Annotated in this window: 20 protein-coding genes and 1 pseudogene; 8 read left to right on the forward strand and 13 right to left on the reverse strand. The window is 60.5% G+C overall.

The genetic code is table 11. The features are described from left to right. Window position 1: 1 nt before the first annotated feature. From A6U87_RS21575 to A6U87_RS21625, 11 genes are all read right to left on the reverse strand, one after another. Window positions 2-1585 (reverse strand): putative PEP-binding protein, encoded by a 1584-nt coding sequence (locus A6U87_RS21575; RefSeq protein WP_065693342.1) that lies wholly within the window; start codon window positions 1583-1585, stop codon window positions 2-4. Beyond that, window positions 1569-1913: an HPr family phosphocarrier protein gene (locus A6U87_RS21580; protein ID WP_065693343.1), complete on the reverse strand. Its 345-nt coding sequence runs from the start codon at window positions 1911-1913 to the stop codon at window positions 1569-1571. The genes A6U87_RS21575 and A6U87_RS21580 overlap by 17 nt, the downstream gene beginning before the upstream one ends. After that, a complete protein-coding gene (gene dhaM / locus A6U87_RS21585; RefSeq protein WP_065693344.1) occupies window positions 1913-2311 on the reverse strand; it encodes a dihydroxyacetone kinase phosphoryl donor subunit DhaM in 399 nt (132 codons plus the stop codon). The genes A6U87_RS21580 and dhaM overlap by 1 nt, the downstream gene beginning before the upstream one ends. Further along, window positions 2308-2919: a dihydroxyacetone kinase subunit DhaL gene (dhaL, locus tag A6U87_RS21590; protein ID WP_065693345.1), complete on the reverse strand. Its 612-nt coding sequence runs from the start codon at window positions 2917-2919 to the stop codon at window positions 2308-2310. The genes dhaM and dhaL overlap by 4 nt, the downstream gene beginning before the upstream one ends. A 25-nt stretch (window positions 2920-2944) precedes the next feature. After that, complete coding sequence (locus A6U87_RS21595) at window positions 2945-4585, reverse strand: dihydroxyacetone kinase subunit DhaK (RefSeq protein ID WP_065693346.1); 1641 nt, start codon at window positions 4583-4585, stop codon at window positions 2945-2947. A 53-nt stretch (window positions 4586-4638) separates the two neighbouring features. Then, entirely contained in the window at window positions 4639-5646 is a 1008-nt protein-coding gene (locus A6U87_RS21600; protein WP_065693347.1) for an ABC transporter ATP-binding protein, read from the reverse strand. Then, window positions 5639-6736 carry an ABC transporter ATP-binding protein gene (locus A6U87_RS21605; protein WP_065693348.1) on the reverse strand — a complete coding sequence of 366 codons (1098 nt, stop codon included), beginning with the start codon at window positions 6734-6736 and terminating at the stop codon, window positions 5639-5641. Before A6U87_RS21605 ends, A6U87_RS21600 begins: the two co-directional genes overlap by 8 nt. 3 nt (window positions 6737-6739) lie before the next feature. Next, on the reverse strand, window positions 6740-6952 hold the full coding sequence (locus tag A6U87_RS21610) for a hypothetical protein (RefSeq protein ID WP_065693349.1): 213 nt from the start codon (window positions 6950-6952) through the stop codon (window positions 6740-6742). Further along, window positions 6949-7902, reverse strand: coding sequence for a carbohydrate ABC transporter permease (locus tag A6U87_RS21615; RefSeq protein WP_065693350.1), 954 nt, complete (start codon window positions 7900-7902; stop codon window positions 6949-6951). The genes A6U87_RS21610 and A6U87_RS21615 overlap by 4 nt, the downstream gene beginning before the upstream one ends. Beyond that, a complete protein-coding gene (locus A6U87_RS21620) occupies window positions 7899-8867 on the reverse strand; it encodes a carbohydrate ABC transporter permease (RefSeq protein WP_198928739.1) in 969 nt (322 codons plus the stop codon). The genes A6U87_RS21615 and A6U87_RS21620 overlap by 4 nt, the downstream gene beginning before the upstream one ends. A gap of 101 nt (window positions 8868-8968) precedes the next feature. After that, complete coding sequence (locus A6U87_RS21625) at window positions 8969-10294, reverse strand: ABC transporter substrate-binding protein (protein WP_065693352.1); 1326 nt, start codon at window positions 10292-10294, stop codon at window positions 8969-8971. 342 nt (window positions 10295-10636) lie between these two features. Here A6U87_RS21625 and A6U87_RS21630 point away from each other — a divergent pair, with 342 nt between their 5' ends. Next, window positions 10637-11674: an MBL fold metallo-hydrolase gene (locus A6U87_RS21630; RefSeq protein WP_065693396.1), complete on the forward strand. Its 1038-nt coding sequence runs from the start codon at window positions 10637-10639 to the stop codon at window positions 11672-11674. Between the two features lie 164 nt (window positions 11675-11838). After that, window positions 11839-13322 (forward strand): annotated as a pseudogene (locus A6U87_RS21635) (acetyl-CoA hydrolase/transferase family protein). A gap of 129 nt (window positions 13323-13451) precedes the next feature. Here the strand turns inward: A6U87_RS21635 and uxuA are convergent. Together uxuA and A6U87_RS21645 are read right to left on the reverse strand one after the other, a co-directional pair. After that, window positions 13452-14639: a mannonate dehydratase gene (uxuA, locus tag A6U87_RS21640; protein WP_065693353.1), complete on the reverse strand. Its 1188-nt coding sequence runs from the start codon at window positions 14637-14639 to the stop codon at window positions 13452-13454. Between the two features lie 44 nt (window positions 14640-14683). Continuing rightward, on the reverse strand, window positions 14684-15397 hold the full coding sequence (locus A6U87_RS21645; RefSeq protein ID WP_065693354.1) for a GntR family transcriptional regulator: 714 nt from the start codon (window positions 15395-15397) through the stop codon (window positions 14684-14686). A 430-nt stretch (window positions 15398-15827) separates the two neighbouring features. Here A6U87_RS21645 and A6U87_RS21650 point away from each other — a divergent pair, with 430 nt between their 5' ends. The 6 genes from A6U87_RS21650 (at window position 15828) to kdpC (ending at window position 21681) form a co-directional block, all read left to right on the forward strand. Beyond that, the gene (locus tag A6U87_RS21650) at window positions 15828-16661 is read left to right on the forward strand and encodes a DUF4118 domain-containing protein (protein WP_065693355.1); all 834 of its coding nucleotides are present in this window, start codon (window positions 15828-15830) and stop codon (window positions 16659-16661) included. Window positions 16662-16956: 295 nt separating this feature from the next. Then, window positions 16957-17046: a K(+)-transporting ATPase subunit F gene (locus tag A6U87_RS21655; protein WP_065693356.1), complete on the forward strand. Its 90-nt coding sequence runs from the start codon at window positions 16957-16959 to the stop codon at window positions 17044-17046. A gap of 64 nt (window positions 17047-17110) precedes the next feature. Next, on the forward strand, window positions 17111-18814 hold the full coding sequence (gene kdpA / locus A6U87_RS21660) for a potassium-transporting ATPase subunit KdpA (RefSeq protein ID WP_065693357.1): 1704 nt from the start codon (window positions 17111-17113) through the stop codon (window positions 18812-18814). A gap of 8 nt (window positions 18815-18822) precedes the next feature. Beyond that, entirely contained in the window at window positions 18823-18978 is a 156-nt protein-coding gene (locus tag A6U87_RS30220) for a hypothetical protein (RefSeq protein WP_198928740.1), read from the forward strand. 42 nt (window positions 18979-19020) lie between these two features. Beyond that, a complete protein-coding gene (kdpB, locus tag A6U87_RS21665; RefSeq protein ID WP_065693358.1) occupies window positions 19021-21099 on the forward strand; it encodes a potassium-transporting ATPase subunit KdpB in 2079 nt (692 codons plus the stop codon). A 12-nt stretch (window positions 21100-21111) separates the two neighbouring features. Beyond that, window positions 21112-21681, forward strand: a complete 570-nt coding sequence (kdpC, locus tag A6U87_RS21670) for a potassium-transporting ATPase subunit KdpC (protein WP_065693359.1) — start codon at window positions 21112-21114, stop codon at window positions 21679-21681. Window positions 21682-21739 lie beyond the last annotated feature (58 nt).

Below are 21739 nucleotides of genomic sequence, written 5' to 3' on the forward strand. Positions count from 1 at the left end.
TTTATTCTCCGGCTGCCGTGGTCCCATCGGCGTTCAAACCGATGAGTGCCGACCTTATCGTGGGAAGTCGTGCGGGTGCCATGGAAAAATGACGTATGCCGGCGGCAAGAAGCGCCGACAGGTATTGCGGATCGCCGGCCATGTCCCCACAGATGCTCATCGGCTTTGTCGAAGCGAGCCGAGCTGCGTTTGCCAGGATCCGGAGCACGGCAGGTGAGGTCTTCCGGCTGTCCGCCGTCACGGCGCGACGTGTCGACGCCGCAAGGTACTGCGCCAGGTCATTCGTGCCGAACGAAAAGAAATCAGCGGTCGCAAACGTATCCAGCATCACGGCTGCAGCAGGCACCTCGACCATCATGCCGATGGGCGGCATGCAATAGGGCAGGCCGCGCCGATCAAGCTGAGCTGCCTCCTCTTGGAATAGTCGCCGCATCGCCTCCACTTCACCCGGAAAGGTCACCATTGGCAGCAAGACGGCCAGTTTGCCGAACACCGCCGCGCGAAGCAGCGCACGCGCCTGAACACGCGCGATCTCGGGTCTTTCGAGCAGCAACCGGATGCCCCGCAGCTCGGCATGTACATCCTCGAGCCCCGAGAGCGGTTTGTCACCCCCGACGTCCAGCATCCGGATCGCAACCGACTTCCCGTCGGCCCACTCGAGCACCCGCCGATAGATCGAGAGCTGCTTCTCCTCGTTGGCAGCATCGGCGATAGACGATATCGCGAACTCCGTGCGCATCAGGCCAACGCCTGCAATCGCTCTGATGCTCACCGCATCGACCTCGGACGGATCGTTCAGGTTGACCGACAATAGAACCGGCTTGCCATCCGCCGTGTTCAGCATTCCGTTGTCGGACGGCTCTGTGTGGTCGTGCCGCCGGGCTGCCGGTCGCGGCACCATTCGCATCACCGTGTTGCCTGTCGGCAGGAAAACCATACCAGCATCGCCCTCCACGGTAATCGGCGCACCCTCGGCAACCGTGAAATCGCCGGCTCCGACCACCATCGGCACGGATCTCGACCGCGCAAGCAGCGCGACATGGCCGACGGCACTGCCTTTATGCAGCACTATGCCTCCGCCCGCGGACCAATCATGGGCAAGAAAACGGCTGGGCTCCATGTCACTGCCGACGAACACCGAACCGGCTGGAAAATCCTTGATCGGCTTGCCTGTCAGTGCGCCGAGCACGCGGTTCTTGATATCCTGGATATCGACGGCGCGGGCCCGCATCTGCTCCTCGTCCGCGCCCTCCAGCTCGGTAATGTATCCATCAAGGGTGCCTACCCATGCGAAGACGACATTCTCTCCGGCTTTCACCCGGGCAGTCGTTGTGGCCGCGATTGTGGGATCACGCAGAACCTCGATCTGGAAATCGATGATGTCATGGCTTTCAGGATCGGCGCCTTCCGCAAGCCGCTGCAACTCGCCGATCGCCGTTTGTACGGCCCCGGCCAAAACCTCATGCCCGGATGTCGCCTGCTGGCCAGCAGCGAACTCCGCGGTCGGCTGCGCTGCAAGATAGGCCGGCCCTACCGCGATGCCGGGCGAAGCGCTGATCGCTCTTTGCCTAAACCGTTCGGCCATGCTTCATTTCCTCATCGAAGTTGCGTTCGATGAGCTCCTTCAATGCCCTGATCGCCTCCTCGGCGAGAATCCCGTCGGCCCTTATCCGCAGGACGGATCCCTTGCGGATCTTCGCGCCCATGATCTTGATAATGCTCTTGCCGTTCAGCCAGATGTCGCTGCCGTTGACCGCGACTTCGATCGAACAGGGAAAGGATTTTGCAAGCCGCGTGAAGGTCACGGACGGGCGCGCATGCAGCCCCACGCCGTGCTTGACTTCAACCTCGGTCTGGCAACTCGAATGCACTGTATCATCCTTTCGCTTGTCGATACGCAACCTGTCGGTCATCAGGGGGAGAGCTCCTCCGCCGTAGCGACGACCCTCGCCAAGGTGGCACCGCCGGAAGCCTCTGCAGCCGCCATCACTGCACCTTCCACCAACGGCGCGTTGCAGATGGAAACCAGCCCCGACCGAGGCGCTCCCAGCATCTCGATCGCCATCTCGCTGTTTGTCTCGGCACCGCCGAGATCGACGAAGACGGCGACGCCGGCATCCGACCACGCCGTCTCTATGGCACGAAGGATGCCCGCCGCGTCCGTGCCCAGCTCACCGCGAACATTGCCGCCCGACCATGCAAGCGGCACGCAATCACCCACCATCTGCCGCACCATGTCGGCAATTCCCTGAGCGACGAGGGGTGAATGCGAAACGATCACGATCCCCACATTGGTGGTCTTTCCGCTCATTGCAGATGCTGCTCCTCGAGATACCGGCATATCGCCGTGGTCAACAGGGCACAGCTCGATGCCCCTGGATCAATATGGCCGATCGAGCGGTCGCCAAGGTAGGAGGCGCGGCCGCGCATTGCTTTCATGGTCGCCGTCCCGGTAGCGGAATATTCGGCCCGAAGGGCGATCTCCCGAAGCGAAGACCGGCTCACAAGCGCGGCGTGGACGGGATAAAGCACATCGAGAAGCGTCTTGTCTCCCTCATTCGCGCGACCACGTTTCGCCACCGCATCGATCGCCTGCTTCAGCACCAGCGGAAATTCGGCGCCATCGCGCATCCGAAGCTCGCGCCCGATTTCCATGAGCAGCGTCCCGTAGAGCGGGCCCGCCGCACCGCCGATGTTCATGACGAGTGTCAGACCGATCTTCTCGACAGCGTCGGGGAAGGGGAGGTTCGACAGCTGCGCACCTTCGGCACTCACCGCCTCGCAGCCTCGCTTCATGTTCGTTCCGTGATCCCCATCGCCGATTGCCCGATCCAGCGCGCAAAGATGATCGCTGTTGGCGACGATCGCTGCGCAACAGACCTCGATCAATTCCGCCAAATGGATTGGCTCCGGCTGCAATTCGAATCCTCCCAACGAATGCCTTCTATACGAGTCGCGCAGCAACCTCGAATGCGCGAGCGACCGCGACTGCTCCGGGATCGGCTACTCCAACCAGATCCCTTTCGCCGACATAGGATGCTCGCCCCGCCCTTGCTTTCGTCATCGTCTTCGTCGCCTCCGCGCCTGCCGCCGCCGCCGCTGCGGCCGCAACGGCACCATCGGTGGCGAGAGCCTTCAGCGCAGGCGCAAGCGCGTCGACCATCGTCCGGTCACCTATGCCAGCCCCCCCATAGAACGTCATGCGATCGAGCCCGGCAAGCAGGGCCGCGGCGATATCCTGCTTCTCCGCCATCGCCTTGGCGGCAGCGGTGAAGAAGATCGACATCAGCACCCCGCTCGACCCGCCCATGCTGGTGCCGAGGGTGTCTCCGATCGCAGCGAGTGTCGAGGCGGGCTGGTTCAGCGGCAGCCGGTCCATACGAGCGAGAATGCTGCGTGCGCCCGTGGCGACCGTGGAGCCGGTATCCCCGTCCCCGACGCGACCGTCGAGCCGGTTAAGCTCGTCCTCCAGCGAAATCAGGTTGTCGCATAACGCCGAGATGAGCCGGCGCGTCTGTTCATGGTTGCTGGCGGCAGCGCCGCCATCTGGCGTGGCGGCCGTCCGTGGTGCGGCAACGACCGTAATGGCGTGCCGTTCTACCGCGGGGACCCAGGCATGCGGCGCCACTGGCGCGGCCAGTGCCTTCTCGCGGCTTTCATTCAGCCGGATCAAGGACAGAGAAAAGCCGTTCATGTTCAATGCCGTCATCATCGGGGCCGGACCGACGATCAATCGAACATGATCTCCCAGGGTAGACGTAAGCACGGCGTTTGCGATCACCGCCATTTCGAGCGGCGGTACGGCCCCAAGATTGTTGATCAGCAACGCATGCTTGCCCCCGTCGCGAAGCTTTGCGGACAGTCGAGTGGTCATCGTGGCGACGATGTCGGCCACCGGCTGCAATGCAATGCGCTCAACGCCCGGCTCGCCATGGATCCCGAGCCCGAGCTCGCCTTCGTCCGCGCCCAGCCGGCTTTCGTGAGCCTGTCCTGGCACGCTGCAAGTGGAGAGCGACATACCCAGCGATACGATGTCGGCAGCTGCGGAGGCGGCATGAGCCGCGACTGTCTTCAGGTCCGCCCCAGCCTCTGCATGATAGCCCGCGATCTTGTGTACGAAGAGCGTCCCGGCGACGCCGCGCGGCTGGTTGATATCCGGAATGGCGATATCGTCGGCTACAATCACCATTTCAACGTCGAACCCTTCGGCCCGTGCCTTTTCAGCGGCGAGGCCGAAATTCAGGCGATCACCCGTGTAGTTCTTGACGATCAGCAGTACACCCATCGGGCCAGCGACGGCGCGGATGGCCGTCAGAACAGCATCCACACTCGGCGACGCGAATATTTCACCCGAGACGGCGGCGGTCAGCATACCTCTTCCAACGAATCCGGCATGCGAGGGCTCGTGTCCGGCGCCTCCACCGGAGACGATCGCCACTTTCGATCTGTCCCAATCGGCGCGCAGGATCACCTTGATATCGGGGAAGGTATCCAGGCGGGCGAGGCGGCCCTCGCCAGTCGTAAGGAGCAGCCCGTCCAGAGCTTCGGTGACGATGTTTTCCCTGCGGTTGAAGAAGTGCTTCATTGATTGATACCCGTCAGTTCTGCTGGGCTGCTGATGATTGTTCGAACTCGGTCTTACGACAGGCGCTGCCCGCTCGCGTCGAAATAGAGCGGATCGCGCAGTGTCAAGTTGATCCTGTCGCCGCGTTTGATGGCGAGATATGGGTCCGCGAGTGTGACGAGCTTGTGATCGCGGACACGGATATGCAGATGGTTCTGATCTCCGAGATGCTCGATCCAGTCAATCTCCGCATTGGCATCCTTGCCCACGACGATATCCAGGTGTTCGGTCCGGGCGCCGACTGTCCTCGTACCTGCCGGCGGATGCCCGCCTGGCAGCAGGTCGGCAGGCAACAGGTTGATGTGCGGCTGTCCGAGGCGTGCTGCGACATGCAGATTGGCCGGGTTGCCGTAGATCTCACGCGGCGTGCCGACCTGCATCAGCCGGCCCTCGGCAAGAATGCCGATTCTGTCGGCCATAGTCATGGCCTCGACCTGGTCATGGGTGACGTAAAGCAACGTCGACCCCAACTCCTTCTGAATGCGTTTGAGTTCCAGGCGAAGTTCGGCGCGCAGCTTGGCGTCCAGCGAAGACAGCGGCTCGTCCATGAGGTAGATCGAGGGCTGACGGACCAAGGCACGCCCGATCGCCACGCGCTGCATCTCACCACCCGAGAGCCTGGTCGACCGGTTCTCCAGCTTGTGATCGATCCGGACCATCCGGGCAACATCCCTGACGCGGCGATCAATCTCGCTGGCAGCCAGCCTGCGCACCGGTGCGCGCAGCGGGAAGGCGAGATTTTCGTAGACCGTCATGTGCGGATACAGCGAATACTGCTGAAAGACGAAAGCCACATCCCGCTCCGCCGGCGCTTCGCCACCGACATTGCGGCCGCCGATTTCGATGCGACCGCTTTCGGGCCGCTCCAGGCCGGCGATGAGGCGCAGCGTGGTTGTCTTCCCGGCGCCGGTGGGCCCCAGCAGCACGACAAACTCGCCGTCGCGGATTGCCAGGTCGAGATTGGAAAGGGCACGCGTGTCGCCAAAACTCTTGTTGAGGCCCTTGAGAACGACATCAGCCATTTTGAGCCTCCTGGTAAAGCGCCGACGCGAGCGCGCGGCCCGACTTGCAGTCGAAAAGCGCAAGGTTCGCGTTGTTGAATTCCAAGCCGACCGGCTCGCCGATCTGAAAATTCCGGTTCGCGGGAACCCGCGCCTTGATCAGGCCGCTCGATGTTTCCACCGCAACGACCTGGTTCGTGCCGAGGTATTCGCTGCCGTAGACCGCGCCGCGCAGCGGCGATGCGTCGTTGAACCGAATGTGTTCCGGGCGCACTCCGAGCGCAAGCTCGCCAACAGCCACATCCTGCCGAACTTCCGGGACCGAGACATCGACACCGCCGAGCGAAACCGTGCGCGTCCCTCGTTGCAGGCCGGCATTGAACCGCATGAAGTTCATCGGCGGCGAACCGATGAAATCCGCGACGTACATGGTCGCAGGCTTGCTGTAGATTTCCTGCGGCGTTCCAAATTGCTCGATGACGCCGTGGTTCATCACCGCGATCTTGTCGGCCATTGCCATCGCCTCGTGCTGATCGTGCGTTACGTAGACGGTCGTGGCATGGATGCGGTTGTGCAGCTCGCGCAGTTCATGGACCATCACTTCGCGAAACTCCGCATCGAGCGTGCCGAGCGGTTCATCCATGAGAAAGCATTTCGGCCGGCGAACGATGGCGCGGCCGAGCGCCACGCGCTGCCGGTCACCACCAGCAAGTCCCGACACCGAGCGGTCAAGGATGTGGTCGATCTGGAGCAGACGTGCGGTCTCCTCGACACGCTTGCGGATATCTGCCTTCGGCATGCCTTGCGACAACAGCGGAAATCCAATGTTCTTGCGCACGTTCATATGCGGGTAAAGCGCAAACAGCTGAAAAACGAACGCAATGTCACGAGCACTGGCACGGTTGAACGTCACATCTTCACCGTCAAGATAGATCCTTCCGCTGGTCGGAAGCTCCAACCCGGCGATCATGCGCAGCGTCGTCGTCTTGCCGCACCCGGATGGACCAAGCAGCGCCAGGAACTCCCCGTCATGGATGACGAAGTTCGAATCCTGGACCGCAACGAAGTTGCCGAACTGCTTGCGGAGGTTCTCAATTCTGATGTCCGCCATGGTTCACTCCGGGAACTTCGAGACGATGATGAACATGACGGTTCCTGCCAGCAGCGTCACCAGCGAATAGGTGTAGAGTACCAGCAAGAAAGGCTGGAACAGCATGAGGAAACCGACGGCGATCAGGACGGTCGCAATGTTCTCCATCGGCCCACGGCGCAGAAAGAAGGGCCGCTTGGGAGCAACAGGGCGGGGTGTTTCAATCAGGTGGGTCATTTGCGGACCGCTCCGAAGGTGATGCCGCGCAGCAACTGCTTGCGCAGGAGAATGGTGAAGACGAGGATCGGGATCAGGAAGATCGTCGTACCGGCAGCCACGGCTGGCCAATCCTGGCCGCCTTCACCAATGATCGTCGGGATGAACGGTGGTGCCGTCTGCGCCTCGCCCGATGTCAGAAGGGCAGCGAAGGCGTATTCGTTCCAGGCGAAGATCAGGCAGAAGATGGCCGTTGCCGCAATGCCGGTCGTTGCCTGCGGCAACACGACCTTCCAGAATGCCTGCAAGCGCGTGTAGCCATCGATCATCGCGGCTTCCTCGTACTCGCGCGGAATTTCGTCGATGAACCCCTTGAGCAGCCAGACGGCGAGCGACACATTGACCGCAGTGTAAAGCAGGATCATGCCGAGCGCCGTGTCTGACAGACCCAACTCGCGATACATCAGGTAGATCGGAATCGCGACCGCGATCGGCGGCATCATGCGTGTCGACAGAATGAAGAATAGCAGGTCATCTGCGAGCGGCACCTTGAACCGAGAAAAGCCATAGGCGGCAAGCGTGCCCAGGAAGACCGCAAGAAATGTCGAACCGAAGGCAATCACCAGCGAATTGACGAAGCGCGGCAGGAAGTTCGAAGGGCCGGCAATCACCATGTTGCGCTTGCGGGTTACCTCATCACAGGTTCCGGTCGGCGCCGGCAACGCTGCGATATATTCGGGCGTCTGCCGCGTTCTCGTCGTGAGGAGATTGCAATAACCTTCGACCGTGGGGCTGAAGACGATCTTCGGCGGGTAGCTGATCGAGTCCGGCGGCGACTTGATGCTCGTGAGGAAGATCCAGGCAAGTGGGATCAGCGTTATCAGGGCATAGAGGATCACGATCGCACCGGCGATCCGCTTGCTTGTGGGGCTCGGCTCGACGACCGAATGGGCGGCGTTGACGGAGCTCATCTTTGCTTCACCTTGTTGAGAGCCTTGACGTAGATGTTGGCAAGACCGAACACCGCAACGAAAAGGACGATTGCAAAGGCAGAGGCACGGCCGGTTGCCCAGCTTTCGAATGCCGCCCGCTTGAGGGTGATCGAGGCGACCTCGGTGACCGAGCCCGGCCCGCCGCCCGTCAACAGCGTGACCATGTCGAACATCTTGAAATTCTCGATGCCACGAAAGAGGACGGCGAGCATGATGAAGGGGAGGGCCATTGGCACCGTGATCGACCAGAACTGCCGCCACGCCGACGCGCGGTCCACCTCTGCTGCCTCGTAGATATAGTCGGGGATCGAGCGCAGACCGGCCAGGCAAATGAGCATCACGTACGGCGTCCACATCCAGGTATCGACGATGACGATGGCCCAGGGCGCCAATGAGACATTGCCGAGCATCTGGATCTCGGCCGTCGGGATGCCAGTAACCAACGAAACGGCATAGGCAAAGAGCCCGATCTGCGGCTCATAGAGGAACCGCCAGAAATTGCCGACCACGGCAGGCGACAGCATCATCGGGATGAGGATGATGGTTGTCCAGAAGGCGTGGCCGCGAAACTTGCGATCGATCAGATAGGCCAGCGCAAATCCGATCACGGTCTGTAGCAGGATCGTCCAGAACACGAAATGCGCCGTCGTCTGCATGGCCTGCCAGATATCCGGATCGGTCAGGACGCGCTCGTAGTTGCTGAAGCCGACACCTTGAACCGGTGCATTCGGCCGATTGGCGCGATAGTTCGTGAACGACAGATAGATTGCCCAGATCAGCGGAAATATGTTGATCGCGAGCAGCAGCGTGATGGCAGGTGCGATGAACACCCAGGCGATAGCTCGATCGGATAGGCCGCGGACATGTCGGGCGACAGATACGGGCGTCGCCCTTGCTGTCACGTCAGCCGCCTTCTCGACGATGGAAGAATGGGAGATATTCAAGATGTCACCTGGTCTTTGCGTATGTGAGACATCTGGCGGCTCGGCCCGTTTGCCGATCCGAGCCGCCATCTTGACGATCAGGTTGGATGCCCAGCGGGACACTAGATCTTGCCGTCGTCCTTGAAGACCTCGGTCCAGTCCTTCACCAGCCCGTCCAGCGCTTCCTGGGCAGTCCCGTTGCCGGCGACTACATAGTTGTGGACGCGCTTCTGCATGTCCTGGAGCAGGGTGGCGTAGCTCGGCTCGGCCCAGAAATCCTTGACGATTGCCATGGAGTCCAGGAACGCCTGAGCATAAGGCTGGCTTGCTGCAAAGTCCGGCGCATTGACGACCGCCTTCAGGCAGGAATAGCCACCAAGCTTCCACCATTTGGCCTGCACATCAGGCTGGGCGAACCATTTGATGTACTGCAGCGCCGCATCCTTCTTGTCGGAGTAGGACACGACGGAGATGCCCTGGCCGCCAAGCTGGGCGAAATGCTCTTTTTCCGCAGGGTTGGGGAAGAACCCGATCCTGTCGCCGCCCACCTTCTCGTCCTTGTAAAGGCCGGGCCAAGTGAAGGCAAAGTTCATCTGCATGGCAACCTGACCTGATTTGAAGGCATCAGCGGATTCCACCATGTAGACGTTGGAGCTGCCGGGCGGTGTGCAGCAATCATAGAGAGCCTTGTAGAACTCCAGACCCTTGACTGCTTCAGGAGAATTGACGAAGCCTTCCATTTCATAGGGCTTCTTCGGGTTTTCGTACTGGAAACCCCAGTCGTAAAGGACGTTCGTCACGCCCATGGTAATGCCTTCCGAGCCGCGCTCGGTGTAGATCGATGCGCCATAGACGGTCTTTCCATCGATCTCACGCTTCTGGAAAAACTCGGCGATCTGCTTCAGCTGATCGTAGGTCTTTGGCGCCGCCAGTTCCCAGCCGTACTTCTCCTTGAATTCCTTCTTCAGCTCCGGTCTTTCGAACCAGTCCTTGCGATAGGTCCAGCCTACGACGTCGCCCATGGCCGGTAGCGCCCAGTAGTTTGGCGTATTCTTTGGCCATTCGGAATAGCCCACCACTGTCGCCGGCACGAAGTCATCCATCTTGATGCCTTCCTTGTCGAAGAAGTCGTTCAGCTTGACATAGTGGCCATTCTCGGCCGAGCCGCCGATCCACTGGCTGTCGCCGATGATCAGATCGCAGAGTTTGCCATGCGAGTTTAGTTCGTTGAGGAACCGGTCGGCGTAACTCGTCCACGGAACGAACTCGAACTTCATGTCCGTTCCCGTCTTGGCGGTAAAGTCCTTCGACAGTTCGACGAGCGCATTTGCAGGGTCCCAGGCGGCCCAGCACAGCGTTAACTGATCGGCTTTTGCGAGGTTGGGCAATGCCGACGACAACACGATTGCCGAGGCAAGCCCGATGAGGGCTTTCGATCTTTTCTGCATAAGTTCCTCCCAGAACCAAAGCCGGCCCGGCCGGCAGCACAAGTTCACCCATTTCTAGAGAATGCTCACATGAACTCCTCGACCATCATGTTTAGCAATATGTTTAGTGATAAACGCTTTTATAAACATTGCAAGCAGCAATCGATGCTGCGTCGCAGCGCAAATCACGATCGCGTCGGTGCGAGTGTCATGTCCGCAAAGGCTGTCGGAAATTTCAGGACAGGGAGCTATTTTGAGCCGCAGGACTATGGTCTATTCTCGCCCAACAAAATCAACCTGACGCGCGGCCGCCGCTTCGATTGTGCTCACTCGCCGCAACGCTCGAAAGCAATGGAGCAGACAATGATCTTCCGACAGTTGTTCGACAGCGTTTCAGGCACCTACACCTACCTCATTGCGAGCCGGCAGGGCGGCGAGGCCCTGATCATCGATCCGGTGCTCGATAAGGTAGATCGATACCTGCAGCTGGTAAGAGAGCTGGACCTGAAGCTGGTCAAGGCAGTCGATACGCATCTGCACGCCGATCACATCACAGGCCTTGGCGCCCTTCGTGACCATACGCATTGCATCACTGTCATGGGCGAGCAGACCAAGGCCGACGTCGTCGCGATGCGCGTTGCCGAGGGCGACCGCGTTTCGATCGAGGGTGTCAGCCTCGATGTGATGTACACGCCGGGCCATACCGACGATTCCTATTCGTACCTGATGGGGAACCGTATCTTCACCGGTGACACACTGTTGATCCGCGGCACAGGACGCACCGACTTCCAGAATGGCGATCCGCGAGCGCAGTACGATTCGATCTTCAACAAGCTTCTGCGACTGCCCGACGAGACGCTGCTTTATCCGGCGCATGACTACAAGGGCGACACCGTTTCGACGATCGGCGAAGAGAAGCGTTTCAATCCGCGCCTGCAAGTAAAATCGATCGACGAATATGTCGACCTGATGAACAACCTGAACCTGCCTAATCCGAAGATGATGGACGTGGCGGTGCCGGCCAATGTCCATATCGGGCTGCATCAGGATGAGATCGCACGCAAGGGATGGGCGCTGTCGGCAACGCAGGCGCTCTCCTTGCGCGGCCGCACCGACACCACGATCGTCGATCTGCGCGAGCGGAGCGAACGCGAACGGCACGGCGTCATACCGGGCTCGCTCCATGCGCCTTACCCCGACCTTCAGGAAAACCTCAGCGCCGGCGGAATACTCCACGAGCTTGCAATGGCCACAGGCAAGAGGATCGTCTTCTACTGCGCCTTCGGCGAACGCTCGGCGATGGCCGTCCAAGCCGCCCAGGATGCAGGCCTGAAGAGCGCCTGCCATATCGAGGGTGGAATCGACGCCTGGAAGAAGGCAGGCGGCACAATCGAACAGTGATACGCAGGTGGTCGATCAACAAACGGCGGGGCAGGGGACCTCATATCGGCAGCACTTGAGCCAATCGGCCACTCAACGGCCACGATTCCGCCGGAGGGTTGCCCCGTTGCATCCTGCGCCGACAACATGTCGGTTCCCACACGAGAACACCTCCCGAGATTCCCATGGTTGAAAACCGCATTCGCCGCAAATCCCTGCTCGACAAGATAACCACGCCGCAAGCTGCTGCCGACCTCATCAAGGACGGCATGACCATCGGCATGAGTGGGTTTACCCGCGCCGGCGATGCCAAGGCGGTCCCGATCGCCATGGCCGAAAAGGCTAAGACCGATCCATTTCAGATCACCCTCATCACCGGCGCTTCGCTCGGGCATGACGTGGACCGGATACTGACCGAGGCCGGTGTCCTTGCGCGGCGCCTGCCGTTCCAGGTCGACCGGACGCTGCGTGCCGCGATCAATAGGTCATGTTCATCGACCAGCACCTTTCCGAGACTGTCGAGCATTTGCGCTCCAACCAGCTGGGTCCGATCGACTACGCTGTGGTCGAAGCCGCGGCGATCACCGAAGATGGCGGCATCGTGCCTTCCACATCGATCGGCAACTCGGCAAGCTTCGCGATCCTGGCAAAGAAGATCATCGTCGAGATCAATCTCAGCCAGCCCCTGGCACTCGAGGGACTTCACGACGTCTACATCCCGACAAAGCGTCCGTCGCGAGTGCCCATCCCGGTCGTTGCCTGCGATAGCAGGGTTGGCTTCCCCTATGTCCCGATCGATCCCGACAAGATCGCCGCTATCGTCGTAACGGACGCCAAGGACAGCTTTTCGACGGTCGAGGCACCGGATGCCGACACACAGGCGATTGCCGATCACCTGATCCACTTCCTCGAAGGAGAAGTGGCGCGCGGGCGCCTTGATCTGACGCTTCAGCCACTCCAGGCGGGCATCGGCACGATCGCCAATTCAGTGCTGACGGGCCTTGCGGCCGGGCCTTTCCATCATTTGCGGATGTACAGCGAAGTGCTGCAGGACAGCACGTTCGATCTCTTCGATGCGGGCAAGCTGGCCTTTGCCTCGGGATCGTCGATCACGCTGTCGGCAACATGTGGCGAGCGGGTCTTCAACCAGTTCGACAAATACAAGGACAAGCTGATCCTGCGGCCACAGGAAATCAGCAACCACCCTGAGGTAATCCGCAGACTTGGCGTCATCGGTATCAACACGGCGCTCGAGGTGGACATCTACGGCAACATCAACTCCACACACGTCAACGGCACGCACATGATGAACGGCATCGGCGGTTCCGGAGACTTTGCCCGCAACGCCTATCTGTCGATCTTCGTCACCAAGTCTCTCGCCAAGGGCGGCCGGATCTCCTCGGTGGTGCCAATGGTGTCGCACGTCGATCACACCGAGCACGACGTCGACGTCATCGTCACCGAAAACGGCCTGGCAGACCTGCGTGAACTCGCTCCGCGGGAACGAGCGGAGCTGATCATCGCCCACTGTGCTCACCCGGATTACCGCGAGGCATTGCTCGATTATTTCCAGCGTGCAACCGCACGCGGCGGCCACACCCCCCACATTCTCGAGGAAGCCTTCTCCTGGCATGCGCGCCAGCAGGCAACGGGCAGCATGCAACCGTAATTCAGGACGGCCACGTCCATTCAAGCCTAGTACTGGACTACCGCCTAAAGTCTCATCTCCAGCTTCAATCGTTCCGATGGCCAGCCCGGCAGCCTTATCCGCTGCCGGGCGAAATCGTTTCGCAGCAGTCTAGTTTGCGACGGCGCCTAGCGCATGCAAGATGCCGCGAAGCTCCGCCAACCCACGCAGACGACCGATCGCCGGGTATCCGGGCGTGACCGTCTTGTTCAGATCATCGAGCATGCGGTGACCATGATCGGAGCGAAAGACGATCGTCTCATTCGCAGAACGCTTGTTGTCTTCGGCCACCAACTCCTTGAGCACCGCAACCATGTCGACATCGCCTTCCAGATGGGCGCTCTCGTGAAAGGTGCGGCCATCTCCCTCACGCTTGGTGGCGCGCAGGTGGGCGAAGTGAATGCGTGACGCAAAACGGCGCGCGATGGCCGGCAGGTCATTGTCGGCACGAACACCGAGACTGCCCGTGCAATAGCACATGCCGTTGGCGGGGGAGGGAACAGCGTCGAAGAGAGCCGCATAGTCGTCAGCCGTAGACGCGATCCTGGGAAGGCCGAAGAGGGGACGTGGCGGGTCATCTGGGTGCAGCGTCAACTTGACTCCGCGTGCCTCCGCCACAGGCGTCACCGCCTCGAGGAACTCGATGAGGTGCTGGCGCAGCCGCGCCGCGTCAATGTCCGCATACGCGGCCAGCTTCTCGCGAAACTCCGGAACAGTCAGCGGTTCGGTCGTTGATCCGGGGAGTGCCGATGTGATGTTATGGGTGATCTCCGCAACTTCAGCCTCAGTCATCGCGTCGAACACTTCGCGCGCCCGCGCCCTGTCCTGCGCCGAGTATTGGCTCTCCGCGCCCTGGCGCTGGAGAATGAACAGATCGAAGGCTGCGAATTTCTCGTGATCGAACCGCATGGCGGTCGCACCGGTGTCGATCACATAGTCAAGCTCGGTGCGCGTCCAGTCGACAACGGGCATGAAGTTGTAGCAGACGATCGGTATATTGCAGGCGGCCACTGCCTCCAGGCTTGCAATCCACGCCTCGATCTCCGCCTTGGCTCGGCCACCGTTGCGCTTGACCGCATCGGGAATTGGAATGCTCTCGACAACGGACCACGTTAGGTTCGAGCGGCCAGGCGGCGTCGTTTCGATCATGGCCTGGCGCTCGCGTACTTCGGCCTGCGTCCACGCCCGGCCGATCGGCACCTGATGCAGGGACGAGACAACGTTCGTGGCACCGGTTTGCCGCACCTCATCGAGCGTCACCGGCGCCTGCGGACCGAACCATCTCCAACCTTGACGCATTACACTTCCTCCTTGGGATCTTCTGTATCGTTCTTCGCTGAGGTTCAGCGGAAATAATCGGGATATCGCGTACGAAGCTCGGCGACATCAGGGATGACAGCACTCAGATGATGCATCATGGCCTCGTGCGCTGCCACAACGTCGTGGGACGAGATCGCATCGCGGATCCATCCGTGTTCCTGCACGACATTCTCCATGCGACCGAGAACCGGCAGCGACAGTCGTCGAGCGCGATCGATTTGAACCTTCACGGTCTTCAGGATCGTCCAGATACCGGGATAACCCGCGATCGCTGCAATAGCCTCATGGAAAGCCTCGTCCTCCTCATGAAAGCCAGAGGTATCGCCAAGCGCCGCAAGCGATCGTTGGCGGGAAATAATGGCGTCCAGGCGATCGATGTCCAACGCGGTCGCAATTTCGGCGGCCCGCTCCACCGTTGTGCCTTCAAGCGCCTTCCGCACGACAACCGCTTCAGGGATTGCCGAGACCGAGACCTGCGACACAGCGGTGCCCGATTGAGGATAGATGTCGACCAGCCCGCCCTCTGACAGCCGAAGCAGAGCCTCGCGAACCGGCGTTCGGCTGACATTGAACTCCTCGGCAATCCGCTTTTCCTGCAACGGCATCCCGGGCGGCAGACGAAGCGAGAGGATATCCGCATACAGCCGATCAAAGATGGCATCAGCCGTCGTCACCCGACGAAGCTTCAAGGGCTGGGAAGGCACGGCACTTACCGCCAAAATATCACTCGTCTGCATAGCTCAAGCCGACTTCAACTCACTGGGTATTCTAGTATATCAATTGCCATGGAATGCCAAGAAGCAGGTTGTGGGCAACGACGTCTCCGTGGTGCTGTGGTGCTGCACCTTCCTGACCACGTCGCCATCGACGACGGCTCCGAATTGCAGCTATCGATCAATCCTTCACGATGCCATGTTTTCGATCACGAAAGCGGTGTCTCCTTCGTTGGGCGCCGTAAGGCCTAGGTGGCGGATTGGTAGGCGGACTTGGCGAGATAGCGCAGGTTTGCATCACGAAAACGGCAAGGAGGTTGGCATTCTCCTCGCCCACGCCGTGCATTGCGGGTCCCAGGCGCGGCCATTAAGGCACGTTTATCAATCGCCGCGCGTTTCCACATGGAATTCCTATGCGTGTCGCACCACTTGAATCGAGTGGGAGGACTTGCGTATGTCCTTGGATAAACCTTTTGGTCCGCCGACCAGTAGCGTAGCCGAAAAATTTGCTACCACGCGCGAGATGGACCTCTCAGACGCGCCATCCGTGATCCAGTACCTTGCTTCCGTGATAATGGCGGCAATGGCCACCGCAATCGCTGCCGGCTTCGACCGCTATCAGGCAATCCCCAACCTATCACTCATCTATGTTCTGCCTGTCATCGTCAGTAGCGTGGCATTCGGCCTCGGCCCGGCATTGTTTTCCGCGTTTCTCGGCGCCCTCGCATATAACTTCTTCTTCACCGAGCCCCGCTTTTCTCTCGCTGTCGCGGACACCGCTAACATTTGGGCTATTGCGTTACTCTTCATCGTCGGCTGCGTCACCAGTACCATCGTCGCCGCGAAACGACACGACAAGGGGGAGCTTGATCGGTTCCATCGCCAGCAGGAAAAGCTCGGGACCTATGCGCAACAAATGCTCGATGCGACCACCGCTGAGGAAGCAAGAGCACTTACGCTTTCCATCTTGACGTCGCTCTTCCAAGCTCCAGCAGTCGTGTTGTCGGTTGGGCACGGCGACGATCTGGCGATCAAGAGCGAGACAACCCTCGTTCCAGCGGAAGTCGACGCGGCAAGAGAAGCCTGCGCGTCTCAGACTTGCGTAGAAGCAGGCGTATATCCATTTGATCAATCACGGTTCGATTTCTGGCCGGTCCGTACGAGGTCCGAGCGGAAGACAATTCTTGGCGTTGCATTCGACCCTGATCGTCGGCCCGCCCATACTGACGCTGCCATGTCGATGATTGCCTTGATGCTTGGCGCCACGATTGACCGGCACCAGATATAGCCGAAGCCAGATGGCTCGGCCTTTATAAGATTTTTATATCTTCGCCATCCGCTCCTACTCGAACGGCTATGCGCTTCGGCCGCATATTAACGTCCGAGAGATCCGAAGATCATCTCCAAGTCAGAACGCATCGAAGCGCCGTTCACGGATGGCGCCGCAGTCTTGTCTGACCATAAGAACAACAGGAGTCAGGACCGATGATGGACGTAGTTCTACTCATCACAGCAATCGTATTTTTCGCTCTGTGCTTTGCCTACACCAAAGCCTGCGACCGGCTTTAACCGGAGGAAGCGCCATGACCGTCGATTATATTCTCAGTGGTGCCGTCACCGTATTTCTTACGGTTTACCTCACCTATGCTCTCATCCGCCCCGAGCGCTTCTAGCGCCGCCGCTCCAAACGCGACTGCGCGGCACGCAGAACCAATCGGGTATTGAAAGTTACCTCCCATGACCCTTAACGGATGGCTTCAGATCCTGCTCTTTTGCGGGATCATCATCGTGCTTGTGAAACCGCTCGGCGGTTACATGACGCGCGTCTTCAGCGGCGAACGCACGCTTCTCTCACCGGTCTTCGCTCCCATCGAACGTGGACTTTATGCCATTGCAGGAACCGGCGAACGCGAGGAACAGCACTGGACGTCCTACGCGTTCTCAATGTTGCTGTTCAATCTGCTCGGCGTGCTCGTTCTATACGCCTTGATGCGCTTGCAGGCAGTCTTGCCCTACAACCCGGCCGGCATGGCTGCCGTCGGGCCTGAACTGTCCTTCAACACCGCCGTCAGCTTCGTGACCAACACAAACTGGCAGAACTACGGTGGCGAAAGCACCATGTCCTACCTCACGCAGATGGCAGGGCTCACGGTTCAGAATTTCGTCTCGGCCGCGACCGGCATCGCCATTGCCCTTGGCCTGATACGCGCTTTCTCGCGCGCCTCCGGCAAGGCGATCGGCAACTTCTGGGTCGATATGACCCGCGCCACGCTCTACGTCCTCCTGCCGCTCTGCATCGTGCTGACGCTGGTCTATGTCTATCTTGGTGTCCCGCAGACGCTCGGTCCGTATGTCGATGCGACCACCCTCGAGGGTGCCAAGCAGACGATTGCAGTTGGCCCTGTCGCCTCTCAGCTCGCCATCAAGATGCTCGGCACCAACGGCGGCGGCTTCTTCAACGCCAACTCCGCACATCCTTTCGAGAACCCGGACAATATCTCGAACATGATCCAGATGGTCTCGATCTTCGCCATCGGTGCGGCCCTGACCAATGTCTTCGGACGCATGGTCGGAAACCAGCGCCAGGGCTGGGCCATCCTCGGCACCATGGGCATCCTCTTTGTCGCCGGTGTGGCTGTGACCTATTGGGCTGAGGCGGCCGGCAACCCGCTGATGCACCAGCTCGGCCTTTCGGGCGGCAACATGGAAGGCAAGGAAGTCCGCTTCGGTGTGGCCATGTCCTCGCTCTTCGCCGTCATCACCACCGCGGCGTCCTGCGGTGCGGTCAATGCCATGCATGGCAGCTTCACGGCGCTGGGCGGCCTCATTCCGCTCATCAACATGCAGCTCGGAGAAGTCATCGTCGGCGGTGTGGGCGCAGGTTTCTACGGCATCCTGCTGTTCATCATCATCGCGATCTTCGTTGCGGGGCTGATGGTCGGTCGCACGCCGGAATATCTCGGTAAGAAGATTGAAGCCAAGGAGATGAAGATGGCGGTGCTTGCCATTCTTTGCCTGCCACTGGCCATGCTCGTCTTCACCGCGATCTCGAGCGTCCTGCCGTCCGCTGTTGCCTCGATCGGCACCGCTGGCCCGCACGGCTTCTCGGAGATCCTCTATGCCTATACCTCGGCTGCTGCAAACAACGGCTCCGCCTTCGGGGGCCTGACCGGCAACACGCCCTGGTACAACGTCACGCTTGGCATCGGCATGCTGATGGGCCGCTTCCTTGTCATCGTCCCGGCGCTCGCAATCGCAGGGTCGCTCGTGGCCAAGAAGACCGTTCCCGCCTCAGCCGGCACTTTCCCGACCGATGGCCCGCTTTTCGTGGGCCTTCTTACGGGCACGATCCTGATCGTCGGCGGCCTGACCTTCTTCCCGGCCCTCGCGCTCGGTCCCGTCATCGAGCACCTCGTCATGATCGCCGGCCAGACCTTCTGAGGTGGAGCATGATCCTTCGACACAGGCTTCGCAAATCCTTCAATTCACGTCCCGGTTCGCCGGGACGTGAAAGCCAGCGCATGACCCGCGGCTCCGACATCATCCTCGTGATGCTCGCCAGCCTTCTCGTTCTCGTCGCTGTCTTTCGGATCTTACACGGCTGATCGCGCGGCGATCGCCTTACTCTTTTCAAGCTGGAGTCTCTTATGAGCCAGGCACAATCAGCGAGCATCATGGATTCTCGCATTCTCATCCCCGCCGTGGGCGCGGCGTTCAAGAAACTCAATCCCCGCACTCTTGCCAAGAATCCGGTCATGTTTGTCGTGGCGACCGTCTCGGCATTGACCACAGTCCTATTCGTCCGCGATCTCGTCACCGGTGGCGGCAATCTCGGCTTCTCCTTCCAGATCAACCTCTGGCTCTGGTTCACGGTGCTTTTCGCGAATTTCGCCGAAGCCGTCGCCGAGGGGCGCGGCAAGGCGCAAGCGGACTCGCTGCGAAAGGCCCGCACGGAAACGCAAGCAAAGCTGCTGACCGCCAACAGCTACCGTCTTGTCCCGGGCACCAGCCTGAAGGTCGGCGATCTGGTCCTTGTCGAGGCAGGGGATATCATTCCGTCCGATGGCGAGGTCGTCGAGGGTGTTGCCTCGGTCAACGAAGCCGCGATCACGGGTGAATCCGCCCCTGTCATCCGGGAGTCGGGCGGCGACCGCTCTGCCGTCACCGGCGGCACGCAGGTCCTGTCCGATTGGATCCGCGTCCGCATCAGCGCCGCCGCGGGTCACACCTTCCTCGACCGGATGATTTCGCTCGTCGAAGGCGCCGAACGGCAAAAGACACCGAACGAGATCGCTCTCAATATTCTGCTGGCCGGCATGACGCTGATCTTCGTTCTGGCTACCGCCACAATCCCGAGCTTCGCGAGCTATGCTGGCGGCTCCATCCCGATCATCATTCTCGTTGCTCTCTTCGTGACGCTCATTCCCACGACCATTGGCGCGCTTCTTTCGGCGATCGGCATTGCAGGCATGGACCGCCTCGTGCGCTTCAACGTGCTCGCCATGTCCGGCCGCGCGGTCGAGGCAGCTGGCGACGTTGATACGCTGCTTCTCGACAAGACCGGCACGATTACGCTCGGCAACCGTCAGGCAACCTCCTTCCGCCCGGTTCGCGGCGTCAGCGAACAGGAGCTGGCGGACGCAGCTCAGCTCGCGTCTCTGGCGGACGAAACACCGGAAGGCCGCTCGATCGTCGTTCTCGCCAAGGAGAAATATGCGATCCGTGGCCGCGACATGGGAAGCCTGCACGCTACGTTCGTTCCGTTCACCGCCCAGACCCGCATGAGCGGCGTCGATGTCGAAGGCTCGTCCATTCGTAAGGGAGCCGTCGATGCCGTGCTTGCCTACGTCGGGGCTGCCTCCGCGCCTGCATCGGGCAACACAGCTGTCGCAATCCGCACCAACAGCGAAACCGTGCGTGAGCTGCAGGCGATTGCCGATGAAATCGCCAAGGCTGGCGGAACTCCGCTGGCAGTCGCCCGTGACGGCAAGCTGCTCGGCATCATCCAGCTCAAGGATATCGTCAAGGGCGGCATCCGCGAGCGCTTTGCCGAGCTGCGCCGCATGGGCATCCGCACGGTCATGATCACCGGCGACAACCCGATGACAGCTGCCGCAATCGCTGCGGAGGCCGGCGTTGACGACTTCCTCGCGCAGGCGACGCCCGAAAACAAGCTGTCCCTGATCCGCGAAGAGCAAGCCAAAGGCAAGCTCGTTGCCATGTGCGGCGACGGCACGAACGACGCCCCGGCGCTCGCCCAGGCCGATGTCGGCGTGGCCATGAACACCGGTACGGTCGCCGCCCGCGAAGCCGGCAACATGGTCGACCTCGACTCGGATCCGACAAAGCTCATCGAGATCGTCGAGATCGGCAAGCAGCTCCTGATGACCCGCGGCGCGCTAACGACCTTCTCGATCGCCAACGACATCGCCAAATATTTCGCGATCATCCCGGCGATGTTCCTTGCCTTCTACCCGCAACTGGGTGTCCTGAACATCATGGGGCTTGCCACGCCGCAGAGCGCCATCCTGTCGGCCATCATCTTCAACGCGCTGATCATCGTGGCGCTGATCCCGCTGTCGCTGAAGGGCGTGAAATACCGGGCGATCGGTGCCGGCGCGCTGCTGTCCCGCAATCTGCTCGTCTACGGTGTTGGCGGCATCATCGTCCCGTTCATCGGCATCAAGGCCATCGACGTGGTCATTACGGCCATCGGCCTCGCCTAAGGAGTTGATATCATGTTGAAAGAACTACGTCCCGCAATCGTGATGATCGTTGCCACCACTGCTATCACCGGCCTCCTCTATCCACTGGCGATGACCGGCGCGGCGCAGGCACTCTTCCCGTCGCAGGCCAATGGCAGCTTGATCGAAAAGGACGGCAAGGTCATTGGCTCAACGCTGATTGGCCAGGCGTTCGCGAGCGACAAGTATTTTCACGGTCGCCCCTCGGCGGCAGGCGATGGATACAACGCTACCTCTTCATCCGGCTCCAACCTCGGCCCGACAAGCCAGAAGCTGCTTGATCGCGTCAAGGCCGACTACGAGGCAGCCAAGGCCACCAATCCGAATGCCGAGGTTCCGATTGATCTCGTGACCGCGTCCGGCAGCGGCCTGGATCCGCACATTTCGCCCGAGGCTGCCTACTTCCAGGTACCACGCGTTGCCAAAGCGCGCGGCGTGGATGAAACCAAGCTGAAGGCGATTGTTGACGCCGCCATCGAAAGTCCCGAACTCGGATTTCTCGGTGAAAGCACGGTCAATGTTCTGGCATTGAACCAATCGCTTGATACTTCTATGTCTGAGTAAGGTGGAAAGCCCCGGTCGCTTGGATGTGGCCGGGGCTTCCTCGTCAGGGAAAGATGAA

This window comes from Rhizobium sp. AC44/96 (assembly GCF_001692185.1).
Lineage (GTDB): Bacteria > Pseudomonadota > Alphaproteobacteria > Rhizobiales > Rhizobiaceae > Rhizobium.